Source organism: Streptomyces sp. NPDC001492 (genome assembly GCF_053597275.1).
The window spans coordinates 96,792-109,950 of record NZ_JBSFHW010000014.1 but is presented as its reverse complement, the minus strand read 5'-3'; the positions used below and the strand labels follow the sequence as shown (position 1 = coordinate 109,950).

10 protein-coding genes are annotated in these 13,159 nt (G+C 69.8%); 4 read left to right on the top strand and 6 right to left on the bottom strand.

The window, feature by feature from the left end; translation table 11 throughout:
* The 4 genes from ACWC1K_RS19685 (at nt 1) to ACWC1K_RS19670 (ending at nt 8,174) form a co-directional block, all read left to right on the top strand.
* Nucleotides 1–1,296: an EsaB/YukD family protein gene (locus ACWC1K_RS19685; RefSeq protein ID WP_450833020.1), complete on the top strand. Its 1,296-nt coding sequence runs from the start codon at nt 1–3 to the stop codon at nt 1,294–1,296.
* 553 nt (nt 1,297–1,849) lie between these two features.
* On the top strand, nt 1,850–2,695 hold the full coding sequence (locus tag ACWC1K_RS19680; RefSeq protein WP_450832863.1) for a nucleotide-binding protein: 846 nt from the start codon (nt 1,850–1,852) through the stop codon (nt 2,693–2,695).
* Entirely contained in the window at nt 2,692–6,699 is a 4,008-nt protein-coding gene (gene eccCa, locus ACWC1K_RS19675; protein WP_351480835.1) for a type VII secretion protein EccCa, read from the top strand. The genes ACWC1K_RS19680 and eccCa overlap by 4 nt, the downstream gene beginning before the upstream one ends.
* A complete protein-coding gene (locus ACWC1K_RS19670; RefSeq protein WP_351480832.1) occupies nt 6,696–8,174 on the top strand; it encodes a DUF6177 family protein in 1,479 nt (492 codons plus the stop codon). Before eccCa ends, ACWC1K_RS19670 begins: the two co-directional genes overlap by 4 nt.
* 55 nt (nt 8,175–8,229) lie before the next feature.
* Here the strand turns inward: ACWC1K_RS19670 and ACWC1K_RS19665 are convergent, their stop codons facing one another.
* The 6 genes from ACWC1K_RS19665 to ACWC1K_RS19640 all read right to left on the bottom strand — a co-directional run bounded on the left by ACWC1K_RS19665 (nt 8,230) and on the right by ACWC1K_RS19640 (nt 13,080).
* A complete protein-coding gene (locus ACWC1K_RS19665; protein ID WP_450832861.1) occupies nt 8,230–8,769 on the bottom strand; it encodes an AAA family ATPase in 540 nt (179 codons plus the stop codon).
* Nucleotides 8,770–9,101: 332 nt separating this feature from the next.
* On the bottom strand, nt 9,102–9,647 hold the full coding sequence (locus ACWC1K_RS19660; protein ID WP_351480827.1) for an IS1096 element passenger TnpR family protein: 546 nt from the start codon (nt 9,645–9,647) through the stop codon (nt 9,102–9,104).
* Nucleotides 9,648–9,945: 298 nt separating this feature from the next.
* Complete coding sequence (locus ACWC1K_RS19655) at nt 9,946–10,824, bottom strand: hypothetical protein (protein WP_450832860.1); 879 nt, start codon at nt 10,822–10,824, stop codon at nt 9,946–9,948.
* A 243-nt stretch (nt 10,825–11,067) separates the two neighbouring features.
* On the bottom strand, nt 11,068–12,018 hold the full coding sequence (locus tag ACWC1K_RS19650; protein WP_351480818.1) for a hypothetical protein: 951 nt from the start codon (nt 12,016–12,018) through the stop codon (nt 11,068–11,070).
* Nucleotides 12,015–12,884, bottom strand: a complete 870-nt coding sequence (locus ACWC1K_RS19645) for a hypothetical protein (RefSeq protein ID WP_351480815.1) — start codon at nt 12,882–12,884, stop codon at nt 12,015–12,017. Before ACWC1K_RS19645 ends, ACWC1K_RS19650 begins: the two co-directional genes overlap by 4 nt.
* A 13-nt stretch (nt 12,885–12,897) precedes the next feature.
* Nucleotides 12,898–13,080 carry a hypothetical protein gene (locus tag ACWC1K_RS19640; RefSeq protein ID WP_450832858.1) on the bottom strand — a complete coding sequence of 61 codons (183 nt, stop codon included), beginning with the start codon at nt 13,078–13,080 and terminating at the stop codon, nt 12,898–12,900.
* Between the last annotated feature and the right edge of the window lie 79 nt (nt 13,081–13,159).

Genomic DNA, 13,159 nt, shown 5'->3' with positions numbered 1-13,159 from the left:
CTGGTCGGCGAGCGGCGGCGAGTCGATCTTGTGCTGCCGTCGCAGGAGCCGATCGGGCGACTGCTTCCCGAAGTGATGCGGCTACTGGACGATCAGGTGGGTGCGCGGCCGCAAACGCGCCATCTGGTGGCGGGCGACGGCCATGTCCTGGACCCGGACGCCACCTTGGAGTCGGCAGCTGTGGCGGACGGTGCGGTGCTGCGGCTGGTGCGCGTCGAGGACGCGCCGTCCGCGCCCGTCGTCCACGATGTCACGGATGAAGCCGCAGACGATCTCGACGTACGGGCCTGGCGGTGGCAGCCCGCCGCGCGCCGCGTCGTCGCCGGGGGAGCGACGGTCGGGTGGGCGCTGGGCGCCTCCTTCCTTGCGCGGCAGGAGTTCGCCGCGCAGAGCGTGGGCGTCGTGCTGGCCATAGTCGCCGGGCTCGCCGCGGGCGCGGGCGCGGTCTTCGGCCGGGCCGGGGTGCGCGGGCTCGCTGCCACGCTCGTCGTCACCGGTGGCGCGCTGGGAGTCTTCGGGGCATGGAGCCTGGGCGATGCCCAAGGTTGGTCCGGCGCGGTGCGGCTGGCCGGCGTGGCCGGGGTGGTGGCCGTAGCTTTGCTGTTGCTGGGATGGTGCTCGCCGTTGGGACGCGGTGGGCTCTTCGGTGCTGCCGCGGTCCTCGGGAGCGGGGTGTGCTGGGAGTGTGCGCTCGCCTTGCAGTCGGCGGGGCGGGCCGGCGCGCTGCTCGCCCTCGTCTCAGTCGTGGCGCTGGGGCTGTTGCCGCGTCTGGCGTTGATGGCGTCGGGGCTCTCCGGGCTCGACGACCGGCGCTCGGGCGGCGTGTCGGTGAGCCGCTATCAGGTGTCGACGGCGCTCGCGGCCACGCACCGGGGGCTCGCGCTCGCGACGATCGTGACGGCGCTGTCCGCCGCCGTCGCCGGGTCGCTCGTCCTGGATGCGGGGACGGTGTGGACGGTGCTGCTCGCGGTGGCGGTCGCGCTGGTGCTCGCGCTGCGGGCCCGGGCGTATCCGCTGGTCCCTGAGGTCGTCGCGCTGCTTGCGGCGAGCGCGGTGGTGGTGATGCGGCTGGCCTGGGTGTGGCTGGAGCGATCCGGTACGGTCGCGCCGCTCGTGGTGCTGGTGGTGCTGGCGGTCGTTCCGCTGGCCGTGCTCGTGGTGCAGCCGCCGGAGCATGTGCGGGTGCGGTTGCGCCGGTTCGGCGATGTGCTCGAGTCGGTCGGGGTGATTGCGTTGTTCCCGCTGGTGCTTGGCGTCTTCGGGGTGTACGGGCGGCTGCTCGGCACGTTCGCGTGAGCGTAGGGCGGCAGGAATGAACCGGGCTCAGGGCGGTTGGCAGGACGAGGTTCTGCGCGAGTTGCGGGGCGCCGCGTCGGAGCCGGCCGGTCCGGATGCTGCGGCGAACGCGAACGCGAACGCGAACGACGCGACGGAGCACGGTGCTTCGGCGGACCAGAAGGACGGGGCGGACGCTAAGGCACCTCTCCCGGTCCGTCACCTTGACGAGCAGCGCCCCAACCCTGGACAGCCACCTGCCCCGCACACCGCGTCGGCGGCACACCACGGTGACGTACCGCAGTATCGGCTGGAGCCTCCGGGGCCGCTGGCCGGCCAGGTTGCGCAACCGGTGGCCCAGCCCCGCCCGCCCACCATGCCGCCCCCCTACCCAGCTGCCCCGCCTGCGCCTGCGCATCCGGATACCCCTGGGGCCCGGCCCGAGGAGAGCGGCACGCCGGTGGTCCGCCACCGCCCCGCCAGTCCCAACCTTCCCTTCCTCACCCCGGAGTCGGTCCCCACCCTCGACCCGCGACTTGCTCTCGCGTTGGGGAAGCCATTGCACGGCGATTCCGTGGCGCGGCGGACCGGGAAATCGATCCGGCGGCTGACCTCATCGGCCTCACAGGAGGTCGCCGAGGAAACGCGGATCGGCCGGGAGTTGCAGCAGCCGGTCACCACGGGCCGGGTGATCGCCGTGACGTCGATCCGGGGCGGTGTCGGTAAGACGACGACCGCCGCGCTGCTCGCCCGTGCGTTCAACCACTACCGGCACGATCCGGTGCTCGCGCTGGAGGCGGACGCCGCTCTGGGAACGCTGCCGGTACGGCTCGGCGCCGAGTCGGTGCGCTGGTCGTGCACCGAACTGGCCCACATCCTCACCCCGTCGATGCAACTCACCGACATCACCGGCTATTTGGTGCCGGTTACGGACGGCGGCTGGCTGCTGCCCGCCAGCCAGGGACGCCTCGGCGCGCCGCTGGACATCCGCACCTACCGCACGGTGACGCTCGCGCTGCGCCGCTACTTCGCCGTCACGGTCGTGGACTGCGAGACGCTGCCCGGTGAAGTGGCCCGTACCGCGATGGACACCGCACATGCCCGCGTGGTCGTCGCCCCGCTCACCGCCGAGGGCGTCGGCGGCACGCGCATCGTCCTGGACTGGCTCGCCCAACTGCCGCACCAAGCTCTCGCGTCCACCGTCGTCGCCCTCACCTCGGGCACACCTGATCTGAACTTCAACCTGAAGACGGCCACAGCGCATCTGCGCGAAACAGGGGTCACCATCGTGCACCTGCCTTACGACCGGCATCTCGCGGCCGGCGGACCCATCCGTACCCAGCTGCTCGGCTCGGGTACGCGCCGCGCCGCCACGCAACTCGCGGCGCAGGCGCTGCAGCGGGCGGTGCAGGTCCGATGACGCAGCACCTGATCCACCGCCCCGCCCGGGCCACCCGCCCGCTGCCTGCGGCCGAGGCACGCACCATCGAGCCGCCACCGAACCTGCCCGAGGGCAAGATGGGCAGCCCGGCCACGGCCCTGTTGCCGATGGCCGGAGTCATGGGGTCCGTGGTGATGATGACCGTCATCCGCTCCAGCCAGTTCGCGGGCCTCGGCGCGGTCGTGCTCGTCATCGCGCTGCTCGGGGCCGTGGCGCTGTTTTTGTCGCAGCGCGGCAAGGCGCAGCGACAGCGGAGAGTGCAACGAGAACGGTATCTGGAATATCTGGAGAAGCTGCGTGAGGAGTTGGGCGAAGCCGAGAGGGAACGACGCCGCGCGGCACGGGAGTTGAACCCTCCACCGGCGGCCTTGTACGACCTGGTGCGCGATCCGGCGCGGCTGTGGGAACGGCGCCGTACGGACGCCGACTTCCTTCGGGTACGCATCGGCGTGGGCGACGTACCGGTACAGGACGTGGTGGTCGGGCAGAACTCGGCGAGTGGGGTGCTCACGCCGCCGGACCCGTTCATGCTCAACGAGGCGCGGGCGCTGCAGGCCCGCTTCGCGACCACTACCGACCATCCGCTGACGGTGCCGCTGGACCGCGCGGGCAACGTGAGCGTCATCGGCGACCGCGAGGGCGTCCTGCGCGTCGCCCGGGCGCTGCTAGTACAGGCCGCCGTCACGCACGCGCCCGACGACGTTGCACTCGCGCTGGGCGTACCCGCAGAGCATATCGATCAGTGGGCATGGGCGAAGTGGCTGCCCCATGTCCTCGATGCCGACGAGCTCGACGGGCCGGTTGCCGCCCGCCGTATCGCGCCCGATCTCACTCAGCTCGCTCGCCTCATCGGCGTGGACCTCAAGAAGCGTGCCTCCTACGCCGCCGAGGTGCGGCGCGGCCTGTCCGACCGCACGGCGCTGAGCCTTGGTAGCCGCCTGCTCGTGGTGAGTGACGAGTACGGGGAGAACGCCGTCGAACTGCCCCGGCCGGATGCGGCGGTTGCCCTCGGCGACATGGGGGTGACCGTGCTGCATCTGCTTGCCGAGCAGGTGCACGAGCCCGATCAGGTGTCGGTGCGGATCACCGTCGACGGAGAACGGGTCACCGTCGAGGACCTGCGGGGTGAGCACGTTGTTCGGGTGGCGGGGATCCTGGATTCGGTGAGTGCTGCTGGCGCCGAGGGGCTGGCCCGGATGCTGGCGCCGCTGCGTCTGTCCCCGGAGTCGGCCGCCAACGGGACGCCGGTGTCCGGGGCGGTGGACTTCCCGGAGCTGCTCGGCATTGATGATCCGGCCGCCCTGGACTTGGTCCGGCAGTGGGCCCCGCGTGGCGAGCGGGACTTCCTACGGGTGCCGATCGGGCTGGACGACCGGCACGAGCCGGTCCTGCTCGATCTGAAGGAGTCCTCCGACCTCGGCATGGGGCCACACGGGTTGTGCGTGGGCGCCACCGGTTCCGGCAAGAGCGAGCTGCTGCGCACCCTGGTGCTTGCGCTGGTGACGACGCATCCGCCGGAGGATCTGGCGATGGTGCTCGTCGACTACAAGGGCGGCGCCACCTTCGCCCCGTTCACCGCCCTGCCGCACGTGGCAGGCGTCATCACCAACCTGGAGAACCAGGCCGGTCTCGTTGAGCGAGTGCACACCTCGCTGGCCGGTGAGATCAAGCGACGTCAGCAGGTCCTCAAGGATGCCGGGAACATCGCCGACATTGGGCACTACCGGGCGCTGCGCGCCACCGCCCGCCCGGATCTCGAACCTCTCCCACATCTGTTCGTCGTGATCGACGAGTTCGGTGAACTGATCACCGCCAAGCCGGACTTCATCGACCTGTTCCTCTCCATCGGCCGGATCGGCCGCTCCATCGGGGTGCATCTGCTGCTGTCCAGCCAGCGCATCGAGGGCGGGAAGCTGAAGGGCCTGGAGACCTATCTGTCGTACCGGCTCGGACTGCGCACGTTCTCAGCCGACGAGTCGCGTACGGTCCTGGAGACCACGGACGCCTTCAACCTGCCGCCGCTGCCAGGCTTCGGCTATCTCAAGGTCGACACGTCCACGTATACGCGGTTCAAGGCAGGCTTCGTCTCCGGCGCCTACCGCGGGCCGGTGCAGCGCGATGCGGTCGCCGCCGACGAGCCGCTGGCCTGGCTGTATCCGCCGTACAACGCCCTGGCGACGCCGACCGGTGCAGCGGGCGATGACACCGTGGTCTCGCCGCGCGAGCGGACGAGCGGGCCCACCGTGCTGTCCGCCGTGGTTGACCAGCTCGCGGGCGCGGCCGAGCCGGTTCGGCGGATCTGGCTGGCTCCGCTGCCTGACACGGTGACGTTGACGCAAGCGGTCGGCCCGGTGCAGGCATCGGCCGGCGGGCTGCAACTCCCCTACAGGGAGGGCGCGTTGAGGATTCCGCTGGGTGTCCTCGACGATCCGGCGCGGCAGTGGCAGGGCCGGTGGGTGCACGACCTGAACACCGCTGGCGGGCACACGGCCGTCATCGGCGGTCCGCAGTCCGGCAAGACCACCCTGCTGCGCACCCTGGCCCTGTCCCTCGCCCTGACCCACACGCCCCGCGACGTGGCGATTTACGGTCTCGATCTGGTCGGCGGCGGTCTGAGCGCGCTGTCCGGCCTGCCGCACGTCGGTGGGATAGCCGGGCGCGCCGACCACGAACGTGCCACCCGCACGGTCGCCGAGGTCCGCGCCATGCTCGCCGAACGCGAGGCCGTCTTCCGCGAGCACGGCATCGACTCCGTCGACCAGCTGCGCACCCTGCGCGCCAAGGGGGAGCTGCCGCAGCTCGGCTCCACGGACGTGGTGTTGCTCATCGACGGGTTCGGCGCGCTGCGCGACGAGTTCGCCGACCTGGACGACGCCGTGGCAGACCTGCTCAAGCGGGGGAGCGGTTACGGCATCCATGTCGTGGCCGGCATGCTCCGCTGGAACGATGTCCGCATCGCCACCCAGTCGATGTTCGGCAGCCGCATCGAACTGCGCCTCAACGATGCCGCCGACTCCTCCATCGACCGCAAGCTGTCCGAGACCCTCTCCGCCGACACCCCGGGCCGCGCCCTCACCGACGGCAAGCTGTTCGCCCATGTCGCCCTGCCGCGGCTCGACACCCTTGCCTCGAGCACCGACCTGGGGCCCGCCCTCGAGGACGCCGCACACCAGGTGCGCGCCACCTGGCACGGTGACCTCGCCGCTCCCGTACGGGTGTTGCCCACCCGGCTGCCCGCGGGGCGCCTGCCCTCCACCGCGGAGGTACCGCAAGCGGTACCGATCGGCGTCGACCAGGAGTCCCTGTCCCCGGCCGTCCTCGACCTGTTCGGCACCGACCAGCACCTGCTGGTCCTGGGCGACAACGAGTGCGGCAAGACCAACCTCCTCAAGCTCATCTCCCGTGCGCTCGTGGACAGATACGCAGAGGAGGAGCTGGTCTTCGGCATCTTCGACCCGCGGCGCGGCCTGCGCGGTGTGATCCCGGAGCCGTACCGCGGCGGCTACGCGCACAACGCGAAACTGTCCGCCGCCCTCGCCACCGGCATCGCCACCGAACTGGAAAAACGGCTCCCGGAAAGCACCGACCCCGACGCGGTCAGCGACGAACCGGCCTTCACCGGCCCGAGGATCGTGATCCTCGTCGACGACTACGACATCCTCACCACCGCCGGCCAGCAGCCCCTCGACCCGTTCCTGCCGTACATCTCCTCGGCCCAGGACATCGGACTGCACTTCGTCGTCGCACGCCGCGTGGCGGGCGCCTCGCGCGCCCTGTACGAGCCGTTCCTGACGACGCTGCGCGAGACCGGCGCCACGGCCCTCGTGATGACGGGCGACCGCACGGAGGGTCAGCTCTTCCCGGGCCTGTACGCCTCTGCGCAGCCGCCGGGCAGGGGCACTCTGGTCCGCCGCGGTCGGCGTCACGTGCTGATCCAGACCGCCCTCGCGGCCGAGACCGACCCCGTGGAGAACTCGGCGTGACCAAGGACATCATCGCGCTCACCCCGAAAATGCCCGACACCCGCTCGCTCCTGGCAGCCCTGCACGCCGGCGGCCCCGAGCTGAACCTGACCGCCACCGACGACGGCGCGGTCCTGCAGCTGTGCACGACGGGCGGCCGCCCGCTGGTCTCGGTCGAGGCACCAGTCCTGGTCCATATCCCCGGCGAGGCCGAACGCCTCCTCGGCCCTCAAGCGGTCACTCCCGAGCCGCCGTTCTGGTGGACCGAAACCCGCGCCTCCGCGGCCATTCCCCAGGCGGAAGCCCTGGCAGGATCCGTGTGCGGACGCCTGACGATGCTGCTCGGCGGGACCACATGGCCGCCCGGCGCAGCCCACACCGCGCGGGTCACAGCCCCCGACGACGCGACAGACACGACAGCCGAGCCACCGCACCCACCCACGCCCACCAGCGCCTCGGACGACGACCCCACCGAGACAGTCGCCCCGGCCCCCACCTCCATCCTCCCCGCCGTCGACGTCCTGACCGACTCGACCGCAGTCGTCCTGGCCGACCGCCCGCTCGTCCCCCTCACCAGCTGGCTCTCGGACATCCTGCGCACCACCGTGCAGGCGAACCGCGCCCTCCACCTCGTCACACCACCCCACGTCCGCCTCAGCCTGCCGTTGCGCACCGCACTGGGCGGTGCGCCCAACCGCTGGGTCGTCCAAGATCCCGCAGGCGGCTACTACGACGGCCTGTCCGGCGTCCGACTTGCCTGGCTGGGCGGCACGTTCACCCCGCCCGGCACCACTGTCGCCGACGCGTTCACCGCATCGACCACACCCGCCGGGCAACGACAGCTCACCGTTTCCTTCCGCACGGTGCACGCGGCCGACACCGACCTCCAGCTCGGCCACGCCCTCGAAACAGCCTGGCGCCACCTCACCGGCGCACCCCCCTCCGGCTGGGGCACCGCAGAACCCGTCAACCTCCCCTGGTCCCCACGCCAGTTGACCGACCTCGCCCGCAACCGGGCCCCCGCACCCACTCACCTCATCGCCATCGGCACACCCGACCGTCCGGCCATCGCCACTCACCGCATCACCCGCACCACCGCCGGCGTCGCCGAGGACACCACCCTCACCCTTGGCTACACCACCCCCGCCGAGGTCCCCCTGGAGAGCCTGGAATCCCTCGCCGCGACGCTCGTCGACGAACACGGCCTGACTACCATGCTCACCACCCTGCGCACCGCCCGTGCCGACCTCACCCTCCCCGCGCACCTGGAAGCTCCGCCCCTCCCGGTCTCCTTCACCCTCGGCCCACGCGACGTCGACACGATCGGCCTCACCTACGCCCGCCGCCCGCCGCTCGCCACGAAACCGCGACAGCTCGGCTCACCCAGCTGCCCCGCCCTCTACTACCCGCTCGGCGACGGAACCGACGCCGCAGCCTGGACGGCATTCCAAAACCTCGCCATCCACCTCAAGAACAGCCTGGGCAGCCCCATGTAAGGAGCACGTGCGATGGAACGGTCTGAGCTGGAGCAACTGGAGACACTGTTCATCTTCACTCATCCGCCGGGAACGCGAGCGATGACCACCGGTCGGCGGCCCACTCCAGCCATCCTGACCACCCAGGAGGCGGACCTCCTACCTCATGTCCATCGAGTTCCGTGGCGCCGGGCTCCTCGAACAGCGTCCTCCAGTGCAAGAGGTCCGTCTCGCTCATCACGAAGGTCTGATCAGGGGTGGTCGACTGGCGATGGGCGATCCGAGCACGTTGGGTCTCGTGGTCGACCGGCACGTACACGCGTTGACAGGACGCGCCCACAGACATCACCAACCAGCGGATCGCGGACCTCTCGTCACGAGACCAGCATCCGAAATCCAGCACCACGTTGGTTCCCAGCCTCAGCGCCTCCAGACCCAGCCAGAGCAGCCGTCCTTCCAGCACATCGCGCTTCCCGTCCGCCTCCGGCTCGCCGAACAGTGGAATCATCCACTCGTCCGGTGTCAGCCGCAGCGCGTTGTGCTCCTTGGCCAACTGCCGGGCCCTCGTGGTCTTTCCGGCCCCAGGCAGGCCGACGGTCAGGAACAACGTGGTCACACCCAGATCGTTCAAGGAAACCAGCTGGAGGACAACTGCTTTCCTTGCCGAGATCTCCGGGCCGCGTCGCGGCTCGGAGAGGTCGCCTACACGCAAAGACCCTGCGGCATGCCGGTGTCGAGAGACACACGTCTCCCGGGTTCTCTCCAGGCGAACGAGAACGTGAACTTCTCTACGCCCGTGCCGACCAGCACACCTTCCAGCTGACGGCCTGACCGGCGATCTCACTGCCTGAGAGCCACAAGACCATGGCTCCCGACGGTGGCTCAGCAGATGCCCGTGTTCTGCTCGTTGGACGCCGGTGATCAGTTTCCGTTGCAAGTGCACGACGATCAGCGGGTGCGTTGATCACCCCACCAGGGCAGGATTGGAGGCAGGTCGCTCAAGCATCCGGCGGGCCGTTTGGGCTGCGGGGACTCGCCGTCGTCACCATCCCAGCGGCGGCCGTACTGATCGGGAAGGGCGCCCCAACCCCAGTAAGGAGCCGGGTGGCTCGGGGTGTCGCCGAGAGCCTCCAAAGGGTCGATGCGCTTCTCGCCCACGGTGCACAGATGCGCCCAGGCGTCTCCCATGTCGAAGACGTAGGCGAACTGCTCGCCGGTCTCCAATCTGCTGAGCTTGGTGGCGCGGCCATCCACGGTGTCATCAGGGACCTCGTCTCCCCACCAGTCCAACGGGCTGACTCCGGTTCCGTCAGCCAGAGTGAACAGGTGCAGGTGGGACAGGTCCCACCTCCCGAACGCAGCGTCGATGGCTTCGGCAAGTTGAGCGAAGGAATGGGAGCGTGCCGCCGCGAAGATCCGTCCGGGACGCGGCCAGATGTCCGCTCCACCCCCGGAAACGAGCGCCACACGGATGGACAACCAGGTGCGCGCCACGACGGCTGCTCCTCACGGGCAGGTAACCAGACCACGACACAAGGTACAGAGCGTGACTTGCCGGTGGCGAATCTGCGTGACCGTATGTGGGGACCAGCCGGTTCTGGCCGCCGTGGACGATCGCGGCGTTCACACGGAGCGGGGGAGAGCCAAGAACTGGTCGGCGGCCAGGCCTCATGTCTTCTCCCGGTCCGCCGGGGCCGTGGAGCGGCGTCATACAACCCGACTCGGGCGTCCAACTCGCTACATCGCGCCATGGAGGCAACGGCCCCATCGCGATGTCGTATGCGGCGCCAGCTCACAGGTCGGCGAAATTGAGGGCGACGATCGCAGGGCTGTTGCTGCTGGTGTAGCCGGCACGCAGCGGCAGCTGCGTGCGGAAGCTGTCCGGCGTCCACCACAGCCGTTCGTCGCCTCCCGCCCCCTTCCACGTCATCACGATCCGGTTGTCCACTCGCCCCAGTGCGGGGCCATGGCTGGATCGGCCGATGGCGAGCTGTTGGGCAGACCAGCCGCCGTTGCCGTAGCCGGCCCGCCAGAGGCGGTCGTCGTCGCCGGAACCCTTCCACGCCATCACCAGCGCCGCGCCGTTCGACGCCAGTGCCGGCCCGTGGGTCGAACCGCCGGGGAACGCCTTCGGCGCGGTCCAGGACTGGCCGTCGTACGTGCACCAGTAGAGGTTCTGATTGCCGCCGGAACCCTTCCACGCCATGAAGAGACGTCCGTCGTGCTGGGCCAGCGCCGGCCCGTGCGTCGAGCTCGCCGTGCCGTCGCTGGCCAGCTGCTGCGGGCTCCAGCCGCCGGGCCCGAGCACGGAGTACCAGATGTGCTCGTCCTGGCCAGCGCCGCGCCACGCCATGATCACCCGCTCGCCGAGTACGCCGAGCGCCGGCCGGTCCTCGGTACGGGGCACCCCGCTCGGAAGGAACTGCTCACCCCAGGAATCTCCGGTGAAGTGCCCGGCGGCGGTCCAGATCCGGTTGTCGTTGTCCGCTCCCCGCCACGCCGCGCGGATCCCGTGTCCGACCGGCTCGACCACCGCGGCGATCCCGCGGCTGCTGGCGAACCAGCTCACCTGCCGGGCGTCGTTGAAGTCGGTGCCGTGGTCGTTGCGTGCCGAGTAGATCCCCTGGTCTGAGCCGTGGCCTTTCCAGATCACGAAAGTACGGTCGTTCACGATTCCTCCGGATGTCCAGACGTGGCGTAGGTGATGATCAGAGCCGGAGCTCCTTGTGTGGAAGTGCTGAGCTGACGGAACGCTGATCAGGCGCGTGGGACGGGCGGCCATCGACCGATTCGGCCGTCTGCCGAGCCGGGCCGTCCACTTGTGGACGGCAACCTGTCCGCGCTCGCATCATGAGGCGTGCCTGCGGCGTGGCGACGGATTGCCCGGCGCTGGCGGACAGGCTCACGGAGTCACTCAGGACGGCACGAGTTCGAGATGAATGGTGTTGTCGTATGGCACGACCAGGGTGCGACCTCCAGGCGCTGTCCAATGTGCGGGCACCAGGAAGAGGCGGCCGTTCGCCTGGACGAGCAGCCGCAACCCTCGGTAGCGGTATCGGAGTTGGCTCCCCGCGCTCGGCGCGAGTTGCGTACTGCTGGCACCGGCCGGAAGGTCACGCAGTGGCTCCTTGGTGTACAGGACGACCTCCGGGCGGCGCGGCAGGGAATCGGCGTCGTCCAGTGCCCTGCCCAGTCCGTAGGCGGCGGCGAAGCTGTTGGCCGTCCAAAACGCGCTGGCGACGACAAGGAGGGTGACCCACGCCATCGCGTATCTGCACAGCCGTACGCAGGCCGGTGAGCCGAGCCAGTCCGCCACGGGTGAACGCGCGGGAGGATCCGAGTTCTCGGGCGCGTCGCGGAGCCGGCGCCGGTCCCGGCGGATGGCCATCCGGCGAAGTAGCCAGGCCCCGTAGGCCAGGCCCACGGGGCCTACACCGAGGCATAAGGGCGTGGTCGCGATCGCCTCGGTGCGGGCGATGCGCGGTATCAGCATGCCCACGACGCCGCGGGTCAGAGCCAGGCAGCCAAGCAGCGTGACGAAGACCCCGATCCAGCCGGTGACGTCGTCCCTGGCCTCCGCCAAGAGCAGCACGCGGACGCCGGTGTGGATGGCAAGGGCGAGGAGACCAACGATGGAGACCGCGATGAGGGGCGGGTACACCGCCTCCACCCCGTACAGCAACATGTCCTGCAGCGACTGGTTCATGAGCGACAGATAGACCCCGAAATACCGGAACCGCGCCGTCGTTGCCACGTAGCCGAAGTAGAACAGCAGCGAGGTCACGACGGTGGCCGGTCCCAGCACGTTGATGACAGCGCGCGTCCGTTCCAAGAACTGGCCGCCGGGCGACGCGGTGGCGGTCATGTTCCGCTGTCCGTGGGGCCGGTGCTCTCGGCAGCAGGCGATGTGCCGACGGGCGGGGATTCGTCGACGGGAGACGACGGATCGGTCGTCGACGGAGCCGAGGTGGTGTCGTCCGGTGTTGCCGCAGGGAAGGTAATCACCTGATTTGTGGTCACCTGGGCCACGATGGGGTGCTGCGGTGAGGGCGAGTAGCGTGCGAGTTCAGGGCTGTTGCAGGGCCATCCCGAATGAGAGGTGCAAGTGGCTTCAGCCTTGACGTAGACCGTGGCCCGACCGGGCCCCGGCGCCTTGACCTGGGCGGTCATGAGGCAACCGGTGCCGGGGTCCAGGACTTTGCCCACGCAGCCCTGGGACAAGGGGGTGTCTACGACACCGCCGGCATCACCCGCGTCGTCACAGCCGCTGATCAGCGGTTGCACATTGTCAGCGTCGAGCAGTCCAACCTCCTGGATCTTCAACTGCACGATGCGTGATGGATTGCCCGGTGCAAAGCAGCCTACCGGTCCTTTGAAATCCGGGAAGTTATAGATGGGATAGTCGTTGGTGAACGTCGCGCCGCCGACCCGGATCGCGCCCGGCTGCTGCCCGCCACCCCCGCCGGACGTCGACGATCCGCCCCTGCTGCTTCCACCGCCCCCGCTGCCCCCTCCGGACGAGCCCTGACCTTCCCCGCCGGAGGCGTTGGCGCCACTCTGCCCCTCCGACACCACGCCCGGCCCGGCCGCGTCCGGCCGCTTCCCGCTGCCGGAGGAGGAGTCACCGCCACCGGATGCCGTACGCGCGATGACGAACACCCCCAACAGCAGAAGAACCCCTGCCAGAGCCGCCAGTGTTACGTGCATGCGGATCGAACGTGATCCCGTCATGCGACTGCCCCCTTTACCCCCGTGCCCCGTTGTGCCCCGATCCCGTCCGTATTTGATCGAGGAGCTGGATGAGTTCCATCCAGCCGCTGAACTCCTCCTCGCCGTCTTCGGAGATGACGCGGCCCGACACAGGGTCGGCGCCGGACGAGAAGTCGACGATCACACGGCGTAGGCCGCCGACGGTGGGGGAATCCATGGCAAGAGGATGTGGCGCCTGCCGAGAGGACACATCGTGGTGGCTACCGAAGTCTTTTCCGGCAGGCCGCAGATTGGCA